21 protein-coding genes, 1 tRNA gene and 1 pseudogene are annotated in these 21,658 nt (G+C 61.4%); 10 read left to right on the top strand and 13 right to left on the bottom strand.

Annotation, left to right across the window (positions count from 1 at the left end):
- Nucleotides 1-4: 4 nt before the first annotated feature.
- The gene (locus ACIQUB_RS19155; RefSeq protein WP_018899772.1) at nucleotides 5-472 is read right to left on the bottom strand and encodes an Hsp20 family protein; all 468 of its coding nucleotides are present in this window, start codon (nucleotides 470-472) and stop codon (nucleotides 5-7) included.
- A 473-nt stretch (nucleotides 473-945) separates the two neighbouring features.
- On the opposite strand from ACIQUB_RS19155, the gene ACIQUB_RS19150 reads away from it, so the two are divergent.
- The gene (locus ACIQUB_RS19150; protein ID WP_113237051.1) at nucleotides 946-1,920 is read left to right on the top strand and encodes an alpha/beta hydrolase; all 975 of its coding nucleotides are present in this window, start codon (nucleotides 946-948) and stop codon (nucleotides 1,918-1,920) included.
- A 183-nt stretch (nucleotides 1,921-2,103) separates the two neighbouring features.
- Nucleotides 2,104-2,898: pseudogene (locus ACIQUB_RS19145) on the top strand (cell wall hydrolase); the annotation flags it as partial.
- A 432-nt stretch (nucleotides 2,899-3,330) separates the two neighbouring features.
- Here ACIQUB_RS19145 and ACIQUB_RS19140 read toward each other — a convergent pair.
- The 3 genes from ACIQUB_RS19140 to ACIQUB_RS19130 all read right to left on the bottom strand — a co-directional run bounded on the left by ACIQUB_RS19140 (nucleotide 3,331) and on the right by ACIQUB_RS19130 (nucleotide 7,310).
- Nucleotides 3,331-5,022, bottom strand: coding sequence for a PAS domain-containing methyl-accepting chemotaxis protein (locus ACIQUB_RS19140; RefSeq protein WP_113237049.1), 1,692 nt, complete (start codon nucleotides 5,020-5,022; stop codon nucleotides 3,331-3,333).
- Between the two features lie 268 nt (nucleotides 5,023-5,290).
- The gene (hisN, locus tag ACIQUB_RS19135) at nucleotides 5,291-6,064 is read right to left on the bottom strand and encodes a histidinol-phosphatase (RefSeq protein ID WP_113237072.1); all 774 of its coding nucleotides are present in this window, start codon (nucleotides 6,062-6,064) and stop codon (nucleotides 5,291-5,293) included.
- Nucleotides 6,065-6,428: 364 nt separating this feature from the next.
- The gene (locus tag ACIQUB_RS19130) at nucleotides 6,429-7,310 is read right to left on the bottom strand and encodes an N-formylglutamate amidohydrolase (RefSeq protein ID WP_113237048.1); all 882 of its coding nucleotides are present in this window, start codon (nucleotides 7,308-7,310) and stop codon (nucleotides 6,429-6,431) included.
- A gap of 187 nt (nucleotides 7,311-7,497) precedes the next feature.
- Here ACIQUB_RS19130 and cpdR1 point away from each other — a divergent pair, with 187 nt between their 5' ends.
- The 3 genes from cpdR1 (at nucleotide 7,498) to ACIQUB_RS19115 (ending at nucleotide 8,671) form a co-directional block, all read left to right on the top strand.
- The gene (cpdR1, locus tag ACIQUB_RS19125) at nucleotides 7,498-7,860 is read left to right on the top strand and encodes a response regulator CpdR1 (RefSeq protein WP_003542883.1); all 363 of its coding nucleotides are present in this window, start codon (nucleotides 7,498-7,500) and stop codon (nucleotides 7,858-7,860) included.
- Between the two features lie 83 nt (nucleotides 7,861-7,943).
- Nucleotides 7,944-8,018 (top strand) — tRNA-Val (locus ACIQUB_RS19120).
- A 287-nt stretch (nucleotides 8,019-8,305) separates the two neighbouring features.
- On the top strand, nucleotides 8,306-8,671 hold the full coding sequence (locus tag ACIQUB_RS19115; RefSeq protein WP_111563405.1) for a hypothetical protein: 366 nt from the start codon (nucleotides 8,306-8,308) through the stop codon (nucleotides 8,669-8,671).
- 147 nt (nucleotides 8,672-8,818) lie between these two features.
- Here the strand turns inward: ACIQUB_RS19115 and ACIQUB_RS19110 are convergent, their stop codons facing one another.
- Nucleotides 8,819-9,154 (bottom strand): hypothetical protein, encoded by a 336-nt coding sequence (locus tag ACIQUB_RS19110; protein WP_018899779.1) that lies wholly within the window; start codon nucleotides 9,152-9,154, stop codon nucleotides 8,819-8,821.
- Nucleotides 9,155-9,372: 218 nt separating this feature from the next.
- Here ACIQUB_RS19110 and ACIQUB_RS19105 point away from each other — a divergent pair, with 218 nt between their 5' ends.
- Nucleotides 9,373-9,852, top strand: coding sequence for a hypothetical protein (locus ACIQUB_RS19105; RefSeq protein ID WP_018899780.1), 480 nt, complete (start codon nucleotides 9,373-9,375; stop codon nucleotides 9,850-9,852).
- A gap of 13 nt (nucleotides 9,853-9,865) precedes the next feature.
- On the opposite strand, the gene ACIQUB_RS19100 is transcribed toward ACIQUB_RS19105, so the two are convergent.
- A complete protein-coding gene (locus ACIQUB_RS19100) occupies nucleotides 9,866-10,579 on the bottom strand; it encodes a hypothetical protein (protein ID WP_113239840.1) in 714 nt (237 codons plus the stop codon).
- Between the two features lie 296 nt (nucleotides 10,580-10,875).
- Here ACIQUB_RS19100 and ACIQUB_RS19095 point away from each other — a divergent pair, with 296 nt between their 5' ends.
- Nucleotides 10,876-11,424, top strand: coding sequence for a dual specificity protein phosphatase family protein (locus ACIQUB_RS19095; protein ID WP_402931341.1), 549 nt, complete (start codon nucleotides 10,876-10,878; stop codon nucleotides 11,422-11,424).
- A gap of 688 nt (nucleotides 11,425-12,112) precedes the next feature.
- On the opposite strand, the gene ACIQUB_RS19090 is transcribed toward ACIQUB_RS19095, so the two are convergent.
- Complete coding sequence (locus ACIQUB_RS19090) at nucleotides 12,113-12,358, bottom strand: hypothetical protein (RefSeq protein WP_047509565.1); 246 nt, start codon at nucleotides 12,356-12,358, stop codon at nucleotides 12,113-12,115.
- A 431-nt stretch (nucleotides 12,359-12,789) separates the two neighbouring features.
- On the opposite strand from ACIQUB_RS19090, the gene ACIQUB_RS19085 reads away from it, so the two are divergent.
- Nucleotides 12,790-13,899 carry a DUF475 domain-containing protein gene (locus ACIQUB_RS19085; RefSeq protein WP_111563409.1) on the top strand — a complete coding sequence of 370 codons (1,110 nt, stop codon included), beginning with the start codon at nucleotides 12,790-12,792 and terminating at the stop codon, nucleotides 13,897-13,899.
- Between the two features lie 119 nt (nucleotides 13,900-14,018).
- On the opposite strand, the gene ACIQUB_RS19080 is transcribed toward ACIQUB_RS19085, so the two are convergent.
- Nucleotides 14,019-14,186 (bottom strand): hypothetical protein, encoded by a 168-nt coding sequence (locus tag ACIQUB_RS19080; protein ID WP_018899785.1) that lies wholly within the window; start codon nucleotides 14,184-14,186, stop codon nucleotides 14,019-14,021.
- A gap of 1,261 nt (nucleotides 14,187-15,447) precedes the next feature.
- Here ACIQUB_RS19080 and ACIQUB_RS19075 point away from each other — a divergent pair.
- On the top strand, nucleotides 15,448-16,053 hold the full coding sequence (locus ACIQUB_RS19075) for a dienelactone hydrolase family protein (RefSeq protein WP_113235956.1): 606 nt from the start codon (nucleotides 15,448-15,450) through the stop codon (nucleotides 16,051-16,053).
- An 83-nt stretch (nucleotides 16,054-16,136) separates the two neighbouring features.
- Here the strand turns inward: ACIQUB_RS19075 and ACIQUB_RS19070 are convergent, their stop codons facing one another.
- The 3 genes from ACIQUB_RS19070 to ACIQUB_RS19060 are packed head-to-tail and all read right to left on the bottom strand — an operon-like array spanning nucleotide 16,137 to nucleotide 19,124.
- The gene (locus ACIQUB_RS19070) at nucleotides 16,137-17,654 is read right to left on the bottom strand and encodes a tripartite tricarboxylate transporter permease (protein ID WP_113235957.1); all 1,518 of its coding nucleotides are present in this window, start codon (nucleotides 17,652-17,654) and stop codon (nucleotides 16,137-16,139) included.
- Nucleotides 17,655-17,676: 22 nt separating this feature from the next.
- Complete coding sequence (locus ACIQUB_RS19065) at nucleotides 17,677-18,168, bottom strand: tripartite tricarboxylate transporter TctB family protein (protein WP_113235958.1); 492 nt, start codon at nucleotides 18,166-18,168, stop codon at nucleotides 17,677-17,679.
- Complete coding sequence (locus ACIQUB_RS19060; protein WP_402931336.1) at nucleotides 18,165-19,124, bottom strand: Bug family tripartite tricarboxylate transporter substrate binding protein; 960 nt, start codon at nucleotides 19,122-19,124, stop codon at nucleotides 18,165-18,167. Before ACIQUB_RS19060 ends, ACIQUB_RS19065 begins: the two co-directional genes overlap by 4 nt.
- 311 nt (nucleotides 19,125-19,435) lie before the next feature.
- Here ACIQUB_RS19060 and ACIQUB_RS19055 point away from each other — a divergent pair, with 311 nt between their 5' ends.
- On the top strand, nucleotides 19,436-19,636 hold the full coding sequence (locus ACIQUB_RS19055; RefSeq protein WP_018899795.1) for a hypothetical protein: 201 nt from the start codon (nucleotides 19,436-19,438) through the stop codon (nucleotides 19,634-19,636).
- A 154-nt stretch (nucleotides 19,637-19,790) separates the two neighbouring features.
- Here ACIQUB_RS19055 and ACIQUB_RS19050 read toward each other — a convergent pair whose 3' ends face one another.
- Nucleotides 19,791-20,267 carry a response regulator gene (locus ACIQUB_RS19050; protein ID WP_402931334.1) on the bottom strand — a complete coding sequence of 159 codons (477 nt, stop codon included), beginning with the start codon at nucleotides 20,265-20,267 and terminating at the stop codon, nucleotides 19,791-19,793.
- Nucleotides 20,268-20,461: 194 nt separating this feature from the next.
- The gene (locus tag ACIQUB_RS19045; protein WP_402931504.1) at nucleotides 20,462-21,502 is read right to left on the bottom strand and encodes an ABC transporter substrate-binding protein; all 1,041 of its coding nucleotides are present in this window, start codon (nucleotides 21,500-21,502) and stop codon (nucleotides 20,462-20,464) included.
- Nucleotides 21,503-21,658: the final 156 nt, after the last annotated feature.

Here is a 21,658-nt window from a genome sequence, read left to right as displayed (position 1 = left end):
TGACTTAGTTGGTGACCTGAGCCTCGATGGCCTTCGGCGCGCTCACCGGCTCGGCGGCGATCGCGATCTTGCGGGGCTTCATGGCCTCGGGAATGCTGCGAAGAAGGTCGATATGGAGCAGACCGTTCTTCAGCGAAGCAGCCGTGACCTCGACATGATCGGCAAGCTGGAAGCGACGCTCGAAGGTACGCTTGGCGATGCCGCGATAGAGGAATTCGGAGCCTTCCGCATTGTCTTCATTCTTCTCGCCCTTGACGGTGAGAGCATGGGCCTGCGCTTCGATCGAAATTTCGGTTTCGTCGAAACCGGCGACGGCCATTGTGATGCGGTAGGTGTTTTCACCGGTACGCTCGATATTGTAGGGCGGATAGGTCTGGCCCTGGTCGGGCTGGCCCAGGCTGTCGAGCATGGTGAAGAGACGGTCGAAACCGACGGTGGAACGATAGAGGGGAGAGAAGTCTACGTGACGCATGATGTCCTCCTGAGGAAGCGACTGATTGCGATAAATTGCCCCAAAAACCCCTTGATCGGCAGCTTCGGGACGGTTCCGCGGACCCGTTCTGGCGTCCGCTACCATGAGATGGGGATGGCTTTTTCGGACTTCAAGACCCTTTCTGAGGGCCGCCCGCAACCACCGAAAATCCACGGCCAGCCACAGTGAACCGCGCATGAACACCCGGTTCGGCATCCGTTCAGACGCGCGGGCCTAATGATTGCGTCATCGGGTTACACTGGCTCGATGGCTGGAGTGTATCGTCCCTTCGTCTTCAGCCCGATCTCCGGCCGGCACTGCGCTCCGCTCAGGTCCCGCATGCCGGCCACTTTTTTTGGCCGAGCGCGGGCGACGCGCATCTCAGGAACGCTTTTTTCTTTGATTTGACAGGCCGATCGCCTATCCGCTTTACTTCTATTCCGAATCCTTTCGAAGGGCGCGCGCTGACGGCTATGGAACAGGTTCTGTTTTCGACACCCGGCAATCCGGTTCCGGAAAATCGCACGGAAGGCTACTTCGAGACGCATGACGGCCTGAAGCTGCGCTACGCCGTCTTCCGCTCCCAGGCACCCGTCGCCAAGGGCACCGTCGTGCTCTTGCACGGGCGCAACGAATTCATCGAGAAATATTACGAGACGATCCGCGACCTGACCGACAAGGGTCTGTGGGTCGCCACCTTCGATCTGCGCGGCCAGGGCAATTCCGACCGCATGCTGAAAAAGCGTCACTACGGCCATGTCCGCCGCTTCATCGATTACGAGCACGACCTCGATACCTTCCTCGAGAAAGTCGTGCTGCCGGATACCCGCCTGCCCTTCTATATACTGGCGCATTCGACCGGCGCGCTGATCGCGCTGTCGGCTGCTCCTTATCTGACGACGCGCATCGAGCGCATGGTGCTGACGGCGCCCTTCATCGGCCTCTCGGGCCAGGCAGCCTCGGCGGGCACCATCAGGTGGCTCGCGTCCGCGGCCTGCGCGCTCGGCCTCGGTTCGCATCCGCTGTCGCCCAAGCTCAAGGAAAAACCCTTCCGTGACAATCCGCTGACATCGGACGAAGTGCGCTTCGAACGCAACGTCGCGATTGCTGAGGCAAATCCCGATCTCACGCTCGGCCCGCCCACCGCGCGCTGGCTGGTCGAATCCTTCAAGACCATCGAGCGCGTCACCGCGCCGAACCACCTCTTTTCGATCACCATCCCGACCGTCGTCATCGCCCCGACGCGCGATACGATCGTGCCCTACATCGCCCAGGAGCGTCTCTCGCGCTATTTCCGCGCCGGTCAGCTGGTGCCGATCAACGGCGCTCGTCACGAAGTGTTGCAGGAACGCGACGTCTACCGGCAAGCGGCGCTCGCCGCCTTCCACGCCTTCATTCCGGGCGCGGATGCCGAGGTTTCCGAGGAATTCGAAGGCTTCGGCACCTGAGCCGAAGCGCCTTAGGCGGGGTCAGATCCCCAGCGAGCGCTTCCGAAATCGTATCGTTCCGCCCGGCCCGATCACATTTTGAGACAAAAATGTAACGCGGTGTTTGAATTTTTACGATTGTAAGATATTAGTTACCCACTTTTTCGATAAGGGCTGAACTAATCACATAGGGGGCACCTGGCGTTGAGGGCGCATTACGTATTGGGACGATCTCTGTTCGGGATCATGATTGTGGGCTTAGCTGCTACGGGGTGCACGAGCACGCCAAAGACGACAGGCAGCATTCAGACGACCAAGCGTCTGCATACCGGCACGCCCGGTAAGGTCACCTACAATTACACGACGGAAGACCGAACCTGCCTCAAGCGGGCGATGTATTTCGAATCGCTGCATTCCGACCACGACGGCTATATGGCTGTCGGCAGCGTCGTGATGAACCGCCTGACCTCCCCGGCTTATCCCAAGTCCATTTGCGGCGTCGTTTCGCAGGCCAAGCAGTTCGCCCCCGGCGTCATGACCCGTGAGGTCAAGGCACAGGCGGAGCCCGATCTCAACGCTGCCGCTGATGCTCTCTTGAAGGGCGAGCGCAATCCCGCCGTCAAGGAAGCCATGTTCTTCCATACCGACGGCATGAAGTTCCCCTACGACAACATGCACTACGTGACGGTTGCCGGCGGCAATGCCTTCTACGAGAAGCGCGGTGCCGATGGCGAGCTGCAGACCCCCTCGCCGCTCCCCGCCTACGAAGTCGCGATGAATTTCGTGCCCGCTCATAGCCAGATGGCTGCACAGTTCGAGTTGCTGACGCCTGCCGCTTCGCCGGCTCGCGAGCCGATCCCGATGGCGCAGGGCGTCGTCGAAACCGCCTACGAAGCGCCGGAAAGCGTCCCCGTGCCGCAGGCCGCCCCCATGCAGACGACCGCCGAAGCGGTCCGTATGGAGCAGCCGCAAATTCAGCAGGGCCAGGTCCAGCAGAGCCAGGTCCAGACGGCACAGCTGCAGCCGGCACCAGTTCAGCAGCCGCAATTCCAGCAGGCTCGCTTCCAGCAGGCCCAACCGCAGCAGGCGCAAGCCAAGCAGCAGCACGTGCTGCAGGTACCGGTCCAGCAGGCCTACGTCCCGTCCGAGCCGGCGCCTGCCGCCTTCGAGGCCGTTGCCTACACCGTCCCGACCGCCGTGGCCGTGCCGACGCCGCGCCCGACGGCCTTCGACACCGCCCGCATGCGCGGCGGCATCGGCGGCTGATCTTAGCCAAACGAGACGACCAAACAAAAAAGGGTTCCAGCCTGCCGGCGGAACCCTTTTTCTTTGCCTGTATTATCTGGACTGTCAGACCATCGGCCCTGCGCCCCTAGCATCGACACCATAGAGCGAACGGCGCGTCATCGCTGAGGCGCCAGACCGCGATCGTCAGGCAACCCTGGCCAGCGGCGCCATGCCCCGCGCGCTTCGCTCGTCGCCCACCTTGAACTGGCCGATCAGCTCGAACAGCGCGCTCGCCTCCCCCGCCAGCTTGCGGCTGGCCGACGCGGTTTGCTCGACCATCGCCGCATTGCGCTGCGTGTCCTGGTCCATCGACATCACGGCCTCGTTGATCTGCCCAAGCGCCTGCGATTGCTCGCGCGCCGCCACCACGATGCCGGAGACATTGTCGTGCACCTCCAGCACCCGCGTCGCGATCGCTTCCAGCGCCGCACCGGTCTTGTCGACCAGCGCCACCCCATCGCGAACCGAGGCTTCGCTATCGTGGATCAGTGCCTTGATTTCCTTGGCTGCATCGGCAGAACGCTGCGCAAGCTGTCGCACCTCCTGCGCCACGACCGCGAAGCCCTTGCCTGCTTCACCGGCCCGCGCGGCCTCGACACCGGCGTTCAGCGCCAGAAGATTGGTCTGGAAAGCGATATCGTCGATAACGCTGACGATGCCGGCGATCTGGGTCGACGAACGCTCGATCCGCGCCATCGCCTCGACGGTCTGCCTGACGACATCGGCGGAATCCTGCGCGCTCTTCGTCGTATCGTCGACAAGACGCCCGGCATCGGCCGCCCGGCGCGCCGAATCCGATACGGTCGTGGAGATCTCGGTCACAGCCGCGGCGGTTTCCTCGACGGAAGAAGCCTGCGATTCCGAACGGCGGGCAAGATCGTCGGAGGCCGCGCTGATCTCTCGGGTACCGGACGCAATCTGCGTCGCGTTTCTGGCGATCGCCTGCATCGCCGCCCGCAGCCGGCCGATCGATGAGTTGTAATCGGTGCGCAGCGTCTCCAGCGAGGCAATGAAGGGCTTTTCGATCGTCTGGTCCAGATCGCCATCCGCCATCGCCTGCAGGCCGATGGCGAGCTCGTTAACGGCTCGTACCCGCTCGCTGACATCGGTCGCGAACTTCACGACCTTGAACACTTTGCCGTTCATGTCGAAAATCGGGTTGTAGGAGGCCTGGATGAAAACCTTCCGACCACCCTTACCGATGCGCGTGAACTCGTCGGCGGCGAACTGGCCCGCAGCCAGGCTGCGCCAGAATTCCTTATATTCGCCACTATCAGCATAGCCTGGATCGCAGAACATTGAATGATGCCGGCCGCGGATTTCCTCAAGCGTGTAGCCGAGCGTCGTCAGGAAATTCTCGTTGGCCGTCAGGATATGGCCATCGGGCGTGAATTCGATCGTCGCCTGTGCGCGCGAGAGAGCATCGAGCTTGCCAGCATCTTCGGCGCTCTTAAGCTTCGTATCGGTGATCACGGTGGCGAACTTCACGACCTTGTAGGGTGTGCTGCCCTTGAGAACGGGATTGTAGGAGGCTTCGATCCACACTTCGCGCCCGCCCTTGCCGATACGCTTGTACTGCCGACGATCGAATTCGCCCTTGTTCAATTGCTTCCAGAAGGCCGTATAATCGGCACCCTTTGCTTCCTCAGGGGCTACGAACATGCTGTGATTCCGTCCGACGATTTCGTCGAGACGATACCCCATGGCCTGACAAAAATTCTCGTTGGCAAACAGAATATTGCCCGCCATGTCGAACTCGATGACGGCCTGGGACCGGCTGACTGCATCAAGAACGGCTTTCGCGCCGGCGGCAGAGCCTAAAGAAAAAAGCTGCATTATAATTTGCCTCAATACTAAAATGCGGACCGCCGGAAAGGCAAAGATCCAAAAATAGTCACTTCGGAGGCAAGATTTGCAGCGAATTCTTTCTGTTCGATTAATGTTCATCCCATGCGGGCATGTTCGCGGCCAAGTAACAACGAGTTCAGCGCAAGACGGCAACCGACGATATAATAGCCGCACACAAAGCAACCGAAGCTATCAAACATTGCCGTCATCTAACGAAACCTAGCCTGATCCTGCCGGCTACGACGCAACCCTCGGTTCAGCGACGCAGAATCGCCGCCGCCGCATCATAGACCGCCTGGCTCCCGGCGGCGATGATCGAGCCGCCATTCTCAGGCCGCCCGCCATCCCAGGTGGTGATGATGCCGCCGGCCTTCTCGATGACGGGAATGATGCCGCCGACGTCGTAGGGCTTCAGGCCGTTCTCGACGACGAGATCGATATGCCCGGCCGCCAGAAGCGCATAGGCGTAGCAATCGGTGCCATAGCGGAAGAGCCGGACCTGGCTCTCGATCTCGCGATAGCGGTCCATCTCGGTGCCGGCGAAGAGATGCGGCGAGGTGGTGAACAGGATCGCATCGGAAAGCCCGGCGCAATCGCGCACCTGAAGCTTCCGCTCGCCCTCCGGACCGGTGTAGTAGGATCCGCTCTCATCGGCGAAATAGCGCTCGCCGGTAAACGGCTGCTCGATCATCCCCATGACCGCCCTGCCGTTCTTGTAGAGGCCGATCAGCGTACCCCAGACGGGAACGCCCGAGATGAACGCCCGCGTGCCGTCGATCGGATCGATCACCCAGACATGCTCACGATCGAGCCCGATATTGCCGAACTCCTCGCCGAGAATGCCATGCTCGGGAAAATGCGCCTCGATCAGCGCCCGGATCGCCACTTCCGCTGCCCGATCGCCCTCGGTGACGGGGTCGAAGCCCGACGCCAGCTTGTTCGTCACGCCGGTCCCGGAGCGAAACCGCGGCAGCGTCTCGGCCTTGGCGGCTTCCGCGAGGCGATTGAAGAAGGTGCGATCAGGAAACATGAGGGACATCCGTGTGAGACTGTCGATGCCGCTTTCCATAGCCGAAAAGGCTCATTTTGCAAACGGAAGCAGCAACTTTTAGCCGGCTGCACATATTTTGCGCACCGCAATAAAATGATTGACAATTGTGCACTGCAATAGTAGCGTCTCCCTACAGTCTTCTGACTGTAAATACCCTCCTTGGGTGTTTCCTCCCTAGACTTGGACCGCCGCAAGGCGGTCTTTTTTTGTCGGGTTGGAAACAAACCGGCACCGTCGCACAGACACGCGAAAACCCGTCGCCGCGACAGGTAACCTACCGCAACTTCACGACAGCAATACTGCACTGGAATACGGCGCGCTCGAATGCGCGCGAAAAACCGCCCTACTCAGCCGCCAGCGCCGTATCGCCGGCGAACTTGGCGACGTAGTCGGCCATCTGCCGCATGAAGGAGGTGATCGCGGCGGCCACGAGCGGGAAATCGGCGCGCCGTTCGAGCGTCACTTCGTCGACATAGATCGAGCGATTGACCTCGATCTGCAGCGCGTGCAGGCCGCGCGAGGGGCGGCCGTAATGCTCGGTGATGAAGCCGCCGGCATAGGGCTTGTTGCGGATCGCGGCAAAGCCCATCTCCTCGAAGATGCTGACGGCCATGCGCGACAGCTCCGCCGAGGCGCTGGTGCCATAGCGGTCGCCGATGATGAAATCCGGCCGCGAGGTGGCGCCCGCAACGCGGATATTGCCCGGCATCGAATGGCAGTCGATCAGCACGCCGAAGCCGAACTGCACATGCGTGCGTGCGATCAGCCGGCGCAGTGCGGCGTGATAGGGCTTGTAGACCGCCTCGATACGATCGAGCGCCTCCTGCACCGGCAAGCGCCGCGCGTAGATCTCCATGTTCTCGGCGACGATCCTGGGGATCGTCCCGAGACCGCCGGCCACCCGCAGCGAATTGATATTGGCGTAGGCAGGCAGGAGCCCGTCGAACATGCGCGGGTCCAGTTCGTATGGCTCGCGGTTCACATCGAGATAGGCGCGCGGAAAATTGGCGAGAAGCAGCGGCGCCCCGAGCGCGCCGGCCGCCGAAAACAGCTCGTCGACATAATGGTCTTCCGAGCGGCGGATCGACATCCCCTGCAATCTCGATTGCGCGATGAACTCCGGCGGATAGATGCGGCCGCTATGGGGGGAATTGTAGACGAATGGAATGGTGTGCGACGCGGGTTCCCGTATCTCAAAAAGCTCGTACGCGGGAATCTCGTCCACCTGTTTCCCTCTTAACCATGCTGGCAGGCAGCTGCTTGCCCCATGTTGCCAGTTGAAGGCCGCCAAGTCCATACTATCTCATGGGGATGACGCTTTGCACAGGCGCTTCACCGGTTGTTTACCGGCCGAAATCTAGTGTAAATGACCAATACTCACGCATAAATTCCACTGATCAGCGGTCTGGATAATGACTCAGAAGATACTTCTTGCAGAAGACGACAACGACATGCGCCGCTTCCTTGTGAAGGCGCTCGAAAAGGCAGGCTACAAGGTCCTGTCCTACGACAACGGCGCCAGCGCATACGACCGCCTTCGCGAAGAACCCTTTTCCCTTCTTCTCACCGACATCGTCATGCCCGAAATGGACGGCATCGAGCTGGCGCGCCGCGCCACCGAACTCGATCCCGACCTCAAGGTGATGTTCATCACCGGTTTTGCGGCCGTCGCGCTCAACCCTGATTCGAAGGCACCGAAGGACGCGAAGGTCCTTTCCAAGCCTTTCCACCTCCGCGACCTCGTTGACGAAGTCAATAAAATGCTTGCGGCCTAAGGGTTCTGTGGGCGCATGTCACAAATCTGAAAAAGGCCTATTGACGGCCAAATAGGTTTGTGGTCTATGCGCCGACATCGGATGGGCGTGTAGCTCAGCGGGAGAGCACTACGTTGACATCGTAGGGGTCACAGGTTCAATCCCTGTCACGCCCACCATCCAGATTAGACTGAATAGTCAAGGGCTTAGCGAGAAATCGCTGAGCCCTTATTCGTTTCGGCGATCGGCGATCCAAAGCACCCAATCGACGTTCCGACGGCGAAATGTATTTCACGAAGCGACGCGGCCCGCGGCGATCCGCCAGCTGCGACCCGGCACCGACCCATCCACTTCAAGACCTGTCCACACCCCAACCTCGTTCAGAATCCATTAAGCCAACCAATGCCATCTTCTGGGCATGTTGAGTGGCTATCGAGCCTCTCGATCTTAACGGAGACGCATGCGAATGAAGAAGATGGCTCTGTACGCCGTGGTTGCCGCAACCACGTTCAGCAGCGTCCTGGCGACCACCGCGCCGGCAATGGCGCAGTATTACGACCGTCGCCCGCCGGGCTATGGTTACCGCGACCAGCCGCCACCCCCGCCGCCGCCGCGCCGCCGCCATCACAATGATGGCGCCGTCATCGCCGGTGGTCTTGCGGCTGGCGTTATCGGCGGCCTGATCGGCGGCGCGATTGCCAACGGCAATTCCGGCCCGCGTTATATCGATCCGCCACCGCCGCCTCCGCCGCGCTGCTGGTTCGAGGATCGCCAGGTGCAGAACGCCTATGACGGCGGCTATCACATGGAAAGCATCCGCGTCTGCCGCTAAGCATGTCGGCCTGACAGGCAGCAGCAACCACCGCCCCGGTCTCCGGGGCGTTTTGCTGTCGGGCATCGCGCAAGCCAGGCACTGAAACGAAAAGAGGCCCGGCGGATAGGCCGGACCTCTTCAAGTCGGAGCGAACCGCGCGAACGCTTATTCGTGGATCGTATAGGAGCCCATTTCGCAGAGGTTCTGCGTGTCGGTGGTCGTGTCGAGGTTGGAGCCTTCCTCGAACTCGAATTTCATGTCGTATTTGCAGACGTCGCGGCCGTCACCGATGGTGATGTCCATGCTTTCGCCCGGGTTCAGCACCTGCTTGCCGAAGACGTCGTCTTCCCACTCGTTGACGCCAACGGGCGAGGTGTAGAAATTGGTGAGCACCGAGTTGGTGCCGTTCTTCAGCGTGAAGACCAGGTCTTCCGCGTGAGAGACGCCTGCGAATGCCAGAAATGCGATGGCGGAGACCGCCGACAGCGTGATGTTTCTCATGTTTCCCCTCAAAACGCCCCACACGGGGCGCGACGGTCTTATTATCGGATGAGCATATGTAAAAGTGGTTTCGGCAGCCATTTCTGGTGGCTTTTCTTGGACTGCGAAGTTGTGTGCCAAGACATTGAAAGTCTAGCGTGCTGACCAATTTCGAACACAGTAGAATGTCATGGCCTCGGTGCCATGGCGACAAGCTTTAGGCATGACGAGGTATTGAAATGAAACTGGTAATCCTGACCGCCGGCGCACTTCTGTCGGCATCGATCGCGCAGGCAGCGGGCACGGCACAGCAGAACTTTCCCGGCGCACCTGGCGCGCTGACGCTGGCTGGACGTTGCAGCAAGCTCGTCGTCGGCAAGGTCGATGTCTCCAAGCCCTGCCAGAACGAGATCGCCAGCGTCACGCTGGTCAACGGTCAGGTCACCTTCATCTTCTCCGCCGAAGGCAAGATGCTCGGCTTCCAGGGGGACGGCACCAAGATCAAGCCAGCATCGGCAGGCAATGTCACGTTGCCGCTCGATATGGTGGTGACAGGCGCCGGCCAGAAGATGACCGGGCAGGTCAAGGTCTCGGGAAGCTGCACGCTCGGCAACCCCTATGACGGCAAGCCGGTCGCCATCGAATGCAGCGCCAAGAGCACCGACACGGCCTTCTCCGCCGTCTTCAAGACCAACGGCAAGGCGCCGAAGCAGAAGTAGGTTTAAACGATGCTCAGGCGCACCAGGCGCCCTTGCCGGGCTTGCGTGCCAAGCCTTCGTCCACCAGCTGCGCGCCGATCGAGCGACCGTCGCGCGAGATGACCCGGGGTGCTGCCCCCTTGTCGGGCTGACCGGCGGCGTTCATCGAGAACGACCCGGCATTCAAAAGGTTGAGCAGCCGGAGCTTGGCCGCAAAGCCCGCCTTGCGCTCGCCGTCGCAGCGCGCATTGTCGATGCCTGGGCTGACGATATCGGCGATGACGATCTTCTCGCCCTTGTACCAGAAGGTGCTGCCGTCGGCGACGCAGTTGATATGCTCGCCCTGCCCGCAATAGCCGAAGGCAGCCTTGGCGGATTGCGTCTGCGCCGGTGAAATGGACGCTGGCGAAATCGAAACCGGCTCCGCCCGTTCGGAAGCCGGCCCCTTGGACGAGGGGATCGGCACGGCCGCCGGCGGAATGATCTTGGAGACCGGCGCGATCGACGCCGTCTGCCTCGGCACCGCATCGCGCTCGCGTGTGTTCTTCGCCACGCTGACCGGCCGCGAGGCCGATGGCGCATGCGAGGCGAGCATCGGCTTCACGCTCTTCCAGTTGTCGTAGACGGCGATGCCGCCAAAGGCGAGCGCACCCACGACCACCCAGGGAAGCGGGCTGCCGCCTCCGCTCTTTCTCGCTCCCGCCCGCGAGCGTGTCGATGTCTTGCGGCGTGTCGCTGTCTTAGCCATGGCGTCCCGATTCCCGTGATGGCCGATTATCGCCGCGCAATCCTTTCCGAAAGGTTGGCAAGCGCCATTTGCCCCCGGCAAGTTTCGCCTGGCTAGATTAACTTCCCCCGGCCGCCACATCATCGCGCCATTTGCCCGCTACAGCCCTCCGCTCACGTTTGATTGAAGGCGCCGGTCGCCGAAATCGCTGGCATGGCCTCCCTCCGCTCCCCATGTGAGGCACGATCGCTGCGACAGCGACGATGGAAAGGCCACGATGGCTGCTGAGAAGAAGTAAACGCATGACGCGACGATATATGAGATTTCTGAAGTGGCCCGCAGGCCTCGCGCTAGGCGCTGTGCTCCTAGTCCTTGGCCATGCCGGCATCGGCCAGCTCACCGGAAATTTCCACGAAGTCATCCCCGGCGAGCTCTACCGCTCCGCCCAACCGAGCGGCTCCGACATCGCCACCTATGCCGATACCTACGGCATCAAGACGATCGTGAACCTGCGCGACGAGGAGCGCACCGACTGGTACCGCAATGAGGCGGCAGCCGCTCAGAAGGCCGGCATCACCCTCATCGATTTCCCGATGTCCTCGTCGAAGCTATTGCCGATCCCCGAGGCCGAGCGCCTCGCCAAGCTGATGGCGGATGCGCCCAAGCCGCTCCTCATCCACTGCGAACACGGCGCCAACCGCACGGGCCTGGCGTCGGCGATCTATGTCGGCGCCGTCGGCAAGCTCAGCGAGACCTTCGCCGAATTCCAGCTCAGCCCCTACTTCGGCCACTTCGCCCTCCCCGGCATCGGCCGCTACGAACTCACCCGTTCCTGGGACGCGTTTGAGGAAACAATCGGGTTTTGAGGGTGGTGGCCAGCCTTTCGTGCCAGTATGCCACGACGCCAACCACACCCAGCGACGTCATCCTCGGGCTCGTCCCGAGGATCTAAGCACGCCTCCGCGGGTGCAACGGTCATGGACTACCCACCGGCGTTAAAATCCATGTACGTACCGTCCAGCCCAACCCTCGGCAGATCCTCGGGACGAGCCCGAGGATGACGGCGGAGCGTGTGGCACCGGCGGAATCAATAACGACGAAACAAGCTTTACTGGCGATTACGACAGCCTCTCGTGCGGCTGTGCCATCGGGAAAACCACACCCGGCGACGTCATCCTCGGGCTCGTCCCGAGGATCTAAGCACGCCTCCGCGAGTGCAACGGTCATGGACCGCCCACCGGCGTTAAAATCCACGCACGTCCAGCCCAGACCAACCCTCGGCAGATCCTCGGGACGAGCCCGAGGATGACGTTGGCGGGTGGGGTATCGCCCCCGTGATAAGCGATCTTGTGACGGACACTCCCCGGCAAGATCACCTTCAACCCGCAGATCGCCCCTCACCACCGCCCCGCTTTGTCTCTCCCGCCCTCACACCAACACGCACAGTCGCCGTGGCAGGGACGGCAATCGCCCGCCACTCACTCTCATGCTTCATGGTCAGGTCGACGGGCACGGTATTTGCGGTCATATATCTCTCTCGCTATCGGCTGGAATTCAGTTCTTGTCGGAGCCCTTGTCGTCACTCGTGATCGGCCCCTCGCGCGACAAATCTCCACCCGTCACATGCGCGGGCACGTGGATGTCGTGGTGAACGCCCGGCGTCAGCGTCAAATCTACTTGGTGCGGCGGCATCACCTGGGCTGTCTTCATCCGGTTCGGCTTTGCCCGCTTCATGCGGTCTGGCGCTTGCGTGCGCTTGTCGGGAATATGGGTGTCTGGAACGTGGCTGTGGGTCGGCATGGTCGTCCTCTCCCTTCTCGTTACACTGGCTCCGTTTCCCGACCGCGCACCGAGCGCGCCGCGACCGAAGTCGGCGGCCCATCGGCGACACATCTGTCGGGCAACTGAGGAGCTAACGACCGGAGGCCCGGATGGTTCCCGAGAAAAGCGATCGCGCGCGCCAGCCCGATCTTGACTGAGCCGCGAACTTGACTATCTCTGTGAACATCCCTCGGCCTCAGACATCGGCCGACGGGCAACCTGGTGCCGGGCCCCTCTGGCGAGAGTTTTTACGGCGCTCTCGCGATGTCGGTACCGCCTGCAAATAAGCCGGCGGATTTTCATTCGATGAAAAAGCACACCATGCCTTACGCGCATGCCCGTTGTGGTATGTCGCATTCTCTTCGCGTATCCACGCCCTTGAACACCGCGATCCGTGGGGAGGTTCGCTCATGAGCACCCCCGCCAAGACGAAATCGACACTCAGCTACTTCACCTGGTCCTTCATCGTCACGGCCGTCGGCCTGGCGCTCGGCGCAGCCCTTGGATGGCAGACAACCGGCACCATAGGCGGCATGGCGACCGTCTTCTTCATTTGTACGGTGCTTGCCGTACTCGAAATCTCGCTCTCTTTCGACAACGCCATCGTCAACGCCAACAAGCTGAAGGAGATGACGCCGGAATGGCAGCATCGCTTTCTGACCTGGGGCATCGTCATCGCCGTCTTCGGCATGCGCATCGTCTTCCCGCTGGCGATCGTCGCCATCGCGGCGCAGATCGGCCCATGGGAAGCCCTGGTTCTCGCCGCCCGCGAGCCTGCCGAATATGCCCGCATCATGAACGACGCGCATCTGCCGATCGCAGCCTTCGGCGGCACCTTCCTGATGATGGTCGGCCTCAACTACTTCTTCAACCATGAGAAGGAGGTGCACTGGATTGCCGGCCTCGAACGCATGATGGCCCGCTCGGCCACCATCAAGGGCATCGAGATCGCCTTCGTGCTGGCCCTCATCCTGGTCTTCTCCTCCTTCCTGCCGGAAGCGGAAGCGAGCACCTTCGTCCATAGCGCCATCTATGGTCTTCTGACCTTTCTCGCGGTCGAGGTGGTGGGCGGCCTGCTGGATGCCTCGCAAAAGACGATGAGCGCCGCCGCCAAGGGTGGCCTCGGCGCCTTCATCTATCTCGAGGTGCTGGATGCCAGCTTCTCCTTCGACGGCGTCATCGGCGCCTTCGCGCTGACGCAGAACCTCTTCGTCATCGCCATCGGTCTCGGCATCGGCGCCATGTATGTGCGCTCCATGACGATCATGCTGGTGGAAAAGGGAACGCTTGCCGAATACCGCTATCTCGAGCACGGCGCCTTCTACGCCATCCTGATCCTCTCGGTGATCATGTATGTGCAGACGCTGTATCACATCCCCGAAGTCATCACCGGGCTGGGCGGCGCGACCCTGATCGGCATCTCGCTCTGGTCCTCCATCCGCTACAACAGGAAGGAACAGGCCGAAGAGCAGGCGCATGGCGAGACGCATGCGCAGAAGGAACAGCAGGTTCAGGCCTGACGCTGATCCGGCTGCGGCTCACGTCGCAGCCCCAATCTCAGACAAAAATAAAGCCCGCGACCGAGAGGTTGCGGGCTGGTTCGTTTCAAGCGACCAACGGCCGCTTCTATCTTGCAGGCTTAGTGATTGATGCGGCCGAACAGGCTCGGATCGATCCCAAGCTTGTTGAGATCGCGCTCGCGTGGGCGGCGGCCGGACTGGACGGCGGCGCTGGCTGCATTCGCGGCACCGATCATCGCAAAGGCGCGGCCAAGCAAGCCATCACGAATGGACTGACGGAAGGACATTGTCTTTCTTTCTCTAGCATATGATTGACTGCTCACATATGGGCGCGCGCGGTGGGAACCACAACCGCCGGGATTTCAACCCAGCCATGCGGGAATAGGCGGGGTGAGCCAGCGCTATTCGGTCCTTCGGACGGCAATACGCCTGCATTACATCTGCCATCGAGATCGGCACTATTTTCCCCGCAGACCGAAGTTGAACCAGACAGTGACAAGACGGGAGAACTCGGCGAACACCAGGAGGATAAAACAAGCTCCCCAACGTGGCTCGCCAAAAACCACCACGCTCAAAAGCACCACCAGAAAGTAGGCTCCAGCAACTAGCGAAATGTATCTTAACAGCAGCACGCCGCATTCCTCCCTGGCTTAAAGCTATTTGGTAATTGCATCGCAAAGCACAACCCAGCGTGAGAAGACGTGCATGACCACAGCCGACTAACAGCAGACTATTCCGTTTTATTCAGGGCTCAGGTCCTGGCAATTTGAGCCATTTTATTGACGAACCAGCAGTCCCGAAGATGTAAGCTTTCGCGTCGAGGGAGTGCCATTGGTAACAAAACGTCACTTTAAGTTTGCGGCCATTTTGCTCTGCCTGTTTGCGGTGATCGCCGGAGGCTACTCGTTTTTGGGGCTCTCGATCGAGGGCATGGATCCAAGCCGCTACACGTACGAGAGGCATTGCTACTTCGCTCCCTACGGCTGCTATCCTGAGAGACACGACCTCTGGCTTTCGAAAGCACTCGACAAAGCAACGAGAAAAGGCCCGTGAGCCGTCCGTCAGGCAGCCCTTCGCCCATGCCCTCGGCGACACGGTGAGGCCAACAAGCAAGTCCACTTCCCCCGATTGCGCCAAAAACGCGCCGCGATATTCCGATCATGTAGGGAGCATGTTATAAAACTTTAAGTCGCAATCAGAAAACCTGCAAACGCAGCGCTCGTCCTGCCGAGCTGATAGGGAAGCCGAATGTCGAGAAACGAACCACAGGTCGAATGGGGTCCCTGTTGCCTTTGCGGCATGGACATCGAGCCCGCCTCTCCTAACCCGCTCCGCCTGACCGCCGAAACCGCGGATGGCAACTGGCAGGCTTGGTTTGCACATGCTGCTTGCTTCAAAAGCAAATTGGTCGATCCACCTGCCGCGCCGCCCGGATTTTTTGCTCCAACATATTTCTAGGTAACCTTGCCGTTGGTTCTGAAGGCGGCGAAACCTCTCCCCATGGACTTCCCCCACCCCCGCCATACCTACCCCTCCCGGAGGTAACCCATGGCCGAAGTCCTGCTCTTTCATCACGCCCAGGGTCTGACGCCTGGCATCCACGTCTTCGCCGATCACCTGCGCGACGCAGGCCATGTCGTCCACACGCCCGATCTCTTCGACGGCCATGTCTTTGCAAGCATCGACGAGGGCATGGCTTATATCCGGGCGACCGGTTTCGATGCGTTGCGCGAGCGCGGCGTCAGGCTGGCCGACGACCTGCCGGCCGAGCTTGTTTATGCCGGCTTCTCCTTCGGTGTCGTGCCGGCGCAGCAGCTGGCGCAGACGAGGCCCGGCGCGCGCGGCGCGCTTCTGTTCCACGCCTGCCTGCCGATATCAGGGGAGTGGTCCTTCGGCCCCTGGCCGGAGGGCGTGCCGGTGCAGATCCATGCCATGGATGCCGACCCGATCTTCATGCGCGAGGGCGATATCGATGCCGCCCGCGAGATCCTGGAGCACGTGAAGGACGCGAGCCTCTTCCTCTACCCCGGCGACCAGCACTATTTCGCCGACAGCTCGCTCCCCTCCTGGGATTCCGACGCCGCCGAAGTGCTCACCCGCCGCGTCCTCGATTTTCTCAGGCACGTCAACGGCGCCGGCGACGGCCCACCCTGAACGAGAAACGGCCGGCGGATATGTCTATCGCCGGCCGTGGAGTCGAGGGGTTTGGGCAGTCTTTTTCTTTGTCTGAAGGCGCCTCAGTCTTCGCTGGCCGCCATCTGTGTCAGCACATCGCCGCGCCCGCGCAGGCGAAGGATGAGCGGCAGGATCAGCGCCAAGGCCGCCAGACCGAGCAGCACGGCGGCGATCGGCGACTGCACGAGCGTCGTCACATCGCCCTGGCTGATGGCGAGCGCGCGGCGCAGCTGCTGCTCCGCCAGCGGTCCGAGGATCAGGCCGACGATGACGGGCGCGATCGGATAGTCGAAGACGCGCATGACATAGGCGACCAGCCCGAACGCCAACAACATGCCGAGTTCGAACACCGAAGGATTGGCGCCGATCGTACCCAGCGTCGCAAAGACCAGAATGCCGGCATAAAGCCAGGGCTTCGGGATCGTCAGCAGGCGCACCCACAGCCCGACCAGCGGCAGGTTGAGGACGAGCAGCATCAGGTTGGCGATGAGCAGCGAGGCGATCAGGCCCCAGACGAGCTGCGGGTTGGTGGCAAACAGCAGCGGTCCCGGTTGCAGGCCATATTGCTGGAAGCCGGCCAGCATGATCGCCGCCGTTGCCGAAGTCGGCAGCCCGAGCGTGAGCAGCGGCACCAGCGTGCCGGCGGCCGAGGCGTTGTTGGCGGCTTCCGGGCCGGCGACGCCTTCGATCGCGCCATTGCCGAATTCTTCCGGATGCTTGGAGAGCTTCTTTTCGGTCGCATAGGAGAGGAACGTGCCGATTTCGGCACCGCCGGCCGGCATGGCGCCGATCGGGAAACCGATCACGGTGCCGCGCAGCCAGGCCTTCCAGGAGCGTGCCCAGTCCTGCGCCGTCATCCAGACCGAACCCTTGATCGCCTCGATCTTGTCGGGCGCGGATGCACCCTGTGCCGCGATGAACAGCGTCTCGCCGATCGCAAACATCGCCACCGCCATCGTCGTCACCTCGATGCCATCGAGCAGATCCGGAACGCCGAAGGAAAGACGGTTCTGGCCGGTCAGCTGGTCGATGCCGACAAGCGACAGCGCAAGACCGATGAACAGCGAGGTAAGGCCGCGGAGCGACGAATTGCCGAAAGCCGAGGACACGGTAACGAAGGCGAGGATCATCAGCGCGAAATACTCGCGCGGACCGAAGACGAGCGCGATCTTGACGATCAGCGGCGCGATGAAGGCAAGCGCCAGCGTGGCGATCAGGCCGGCAACGAAAGAGCCGATCGCCGCGGTGGCGAGAGCCGGCCCGCCGCGTCCGGCGCGCGCCATCTTGTTGCCCTCGAGCGCCGTGACGATCGAGGCGCTTTCGCCGGGCGTGTTCAGGAGGATCGATGTCGTGGAGCCGCCATACATGCCTCCGTAATAGATGCCGGCGAACATGATCAGCGAGCCGGTCGCGTCGAGCTGGTAGGTGACGGGCAACAGAAGCGCCACTGTTGTGGCCGGGCCGATGCCGGGCAAGACGCCGACCATGGTGCCGAGCGTGACGCCGATCAGCGCATAGAGCAGGTTCATCGGCTCCATCGCCGAGACCAGGCCCTGTAGAAGAAATTCGAATGTGCTCATGATGCTACTCTCAGGGCTCCCGTCAATGGATCAGGTGTTCCAGCGGTCCCGCCGGAAGCGAAAGCTGAAGCACAACGGCAAAAAGCCAGTAGATGCCGAGACAGATGACGATGCCGACAGGAATGCTGATCCAGATCCTGCGGGCGCCGAAGCCGGCGGCGGCAAGACCGAACAGCGCGCCGGTGGCGATCGAAAAGCCGAGCGGCCGGATCAGCACCATCTGCGCGACGAGACCGGCGACGACCCAGACCACCGGGCCAAACTCCTGGCGCTCGCGCTCGGGAAAATCGCGACGGAACGCGGCAAAGACGGTCCAGATCCCCAGTCCGACGAGGACATAGGCGATCCAGTGCGGCACCGTCGCCGGCCCGACCTGCGAATAGCCCGTCGTTTCGTTGAGGCGCGCCACGTCGAAGAAGATGACGGCCGCCATGGCGACCAGCACGGCGGCAATAACAAGCGCCGCCCAATCAGGGCGGCGCTGTTGCGATATCACTTGACTCTCGCGGTTCATTTAACCAGTCCGATGTCTTTCAGGATCGTTTCCGTCGCGGAAATGTCCTGCGCGAGCTGTGCTTCGAATTCCGGACCGGAGAGATAGGTGTCCATCCAGCCCTTTGTCTTCAGGTTGTCCTGCCAGGTCTTCGACTTGGCGAGCTTCTCGACATCATCGGTCACGGCCTTCTTCTGCTCGTCGGTAAGGCCGGGAGCCGCGGCAACCATGCGCCAGTTCTGCAGCACGACGTCGAAGCCGGATTCCTTCAGCGTCGGCGCGTCGATGCCTTCAACCTTCTTGTCGGCAGAGATCGCCAGCAGGCGCAGCGCACCGGCCTTGATCTGGCCTTCGAATTCGCCATAGGACGAAACGCCTGCCGTCACCTGACCGCCGAGGATGGCGGCCAGAGCCTCGCCGCCGCCGGAAAACGCGATGTAGTTGATCTTGGTCGGATCGGCACCGGCAGCCTTGGCGAGCAGGCCGACGAGAATGTGGTCGGTGCCGCCGGCAGAACCGCCGCCCCAGGAAACCGCGCCCGGATTTTCCTTCAGCTTGGCGACCAGATCGGCGACCGTCTTGATATCGGAATTGGCCGGCACGACGATGGCCTCGTATTCGCCGGTCAGACGGGCGATCGGGGTTACGTCCTTGAGGGTCACCGGCGACTTGTTGGTCAGGATGGCGCCGACCATGACATAGCCGCCGACGAGCAGGGCGTTCGGATTGCCCTTCTGCTGGCTGGCGAACTGGGCGATGCCGATCGTGCCGCCGGCGCCCGGAACGTTCATGACCTGAACTTTGCCGGAAATTTTCTCGCTCTGCAGCGAGGTCTGCATGGTGCGGGCCGTCTGATCCCAGCCGCCGCCGGGAGCGGCAGGCGCCATGATCGAATAGTCGGCGGCATAGGCGGGCAGCGCGATTGCCGCCGCAAAAATGCTGGTCAGGAAAATATGCTTCAAGAGACTGTCCTCCATGAGCGCGGTCTGTGACCACGCATTGTTCTCGATCGGATCGGGAAGGACAGCGCAAATGGATGCGAAAAGGCATCCGAAATATCTGGCGAAACTCCTCCCGAAACTTCCCCTATCCGCCTCCACGGAGTTGAAGTTCGTCAAAAGGGACCACAACAAGCTGTCATTTAGCTGACACCCCGCGCTTATCCAGTGATGTCGGACACTTTTTTGCCGCAATTCGAATTCTTGGCCGAAGCAGCGGATTTTTGATCCACGGCGGGAACCCTTGTCGCCTTTCGACGTTAGACGAAAGTAATAGGGGAATTTGCGCCATGAGCACGCACATCGACATCAACCAGATCAACGACGACCGCCAGAATGACCGCTTGCGGGAAGTCTGGAGCGTCGCCGATTTTTCGCGCCGTCACCGGCTGGAAAAGGAAGAGGAGCAGCGTCTTCTCAAGCTCTTCGGCTCCTTCGCGACGAAGCAGGAACTGCTCTCGAACGCCCAGCGCCCATGCCGCTTCCGCTGAGAAGCGGAGCGTCGCGCGAATAGGTCAAAACACCCATCCCTGGCGAACACCACGGGCGCGCTGTCGAGCGGCCTGCATATGCGGCATCATCCGATGCCGAAGCCGACCTATTTTCAAATCAGAAAAATGAGAATTTAGAGAACCGCCAAGCGGCTTACGATGCCAGCGGCATCAGGAAGCGCGGCGAGATCAGCGATTTGCCGAAGCGGATCGCGGCCGCGTAATCGAGCGCTTCCGATACCTTCTCAGGCCAATGCGGCTTGGAGACGACGCCGACGGCGCTGCGGCTGTTGCGCACCATCTCGGGATTGCCGGTGACGAAGACGACGGTCACGCCATGCTCGCTGGAAAGACGCTCGGCTATCGCGGGGCCGGTCACGCCATCGGCAAGCTGAACATCCACCAGAGCCACCTCGGCCTGCTCGGCAAGCTCCAGAGCTTCGTCCAGCGTTCGGGCCGGGCCGATGACGGTGTGACCGAGATCCTCGACGATGGATTCGAGATCGAGCGCGATCAACAATTCGTCTTCGACAATAAGAATATTCATGCGGTAGTGCCCATATCTGTGGAATGCATGCCTGCCTGAAACTCGAAAACGCGTGACGCCGCGATTGGTTCCCGACCTTTCCAATTTCCTAATATGGAGCCTGAGGGTTAAAAGAATAGTAGCCGCGCCATACCAATTTTGGGCTTTAAATGTTCAATACAAATCCCGCATTTCCCGGCAAAACCGATGAAGTCGGGCGACAATATACTTATGCAACCCTTCCGATATAAATGCGCCAAAATAACACGCCCAGCGCTCATCCGACACTGATCTAGCACTTACTGCGTGCGCAGCACCTCGTTCCAATGCGCGATCAGCCGCGCCCGCTTCACCTGGTCGAGATAGACCATCAGGCCGGGGCTGACGGGCACGGGCCTCAGCTGCGCGCCGAGCAGCGCCTGCATGGTGTTGGCGGTGTTTTCACCGGTCACCTCAGGGCTGACGGCCGGGATCTGCAGCTCCCGCGCCATGATTGTCTGCCCCTCCTTCGACATGAAGAAGGATAGGTAGCGCCGCCCAAGCTCCGGATTGGCCGCCGCCTGCGGCACCAGCCCGATCCGCGACATCACGACCGTATAATCCTTCGGCAGCACGATGCCGACTTGCGGGTTACGCTTGGCCCAATCGGCGGCATAGGAGCCGAGAATATTGTAGCCGAGCACGAAGCGCCCGTCCGACACCCGCTCCAGGATCGCCGAACTCGTCGAATAAAGCTTCACCCCCGCCGCCCCCATGGCGCCGATGACCGACCAGATATCGCCGAACTGCTCCTGGTCGCGCGCCATGAACAGGAAGCCGACGCCGGAGCGCTCGATATCATAGGTGCCGATCCGCCCATGCACCGCGTCGCCCTTGCGCTTCAGATAGTCGACGAACTCGGCGCGCGAGCTCGGCGGCTCCTCGTTGACGAAGCTCGGCTTGTGATAGACGAAGACGGCGGGCTCGAAGGTCAGCGCATAGGCGGTGTTGCGCCAGTTCGCCCATTTCGGCCAGATCCCGCTCATCGGCAGGTTGCTCGGTTGCGCATAGCCGTCGTTGGAAAGCTTCACCTGCAGGTCCATGGCCGACGAAAAGGCGAAATCCGCCGTCGGCTTCCCCGCGTCAGTCTCCTGCACGATGCGATCGTAAATCTCCCCGGTCAGCATGTCCTCGTAGGTGACGGCGACGTCGGGGTTCGCCTCCTGAAATCCGCGGATCATCGGCTGCGCCAGCGGCTCGTCGAGCGAGGAATAGACGACGAGCACGGGTGCCGAAGCATTGCCCGACACAGCCGGATAGAAAATCGGCTCCGCCAGAGCCAAGCCCGGACAGAGCAACATCAACGCAAGTAGTGGCAGTCTCCTCATGGAATGAGAATGCATGACTGCGCGATCAGGCACAAGGGAGCAGGACCCGCGCCATTTGCCCACCGCGCCATGCTGCACATGCTCAATCCCCGTCCAAAGGCGTAACCGTCGCGCGCGACAATCAGCGCC

Source organism: Rhizobium sp. NPDC090275, assembly GCF_044772225.1.
Classification (GTDB): Bacteria; Pseudomonadota; Alphaproteobacteria; order Rhizobiales; family Rhizobiaceae; genus Rhizobium.
The sequence above is the reverse complement of the archived record's forward strand: the minus strand, read 5'-3'. Positions and strand labels throughout refer to the sequence as shown.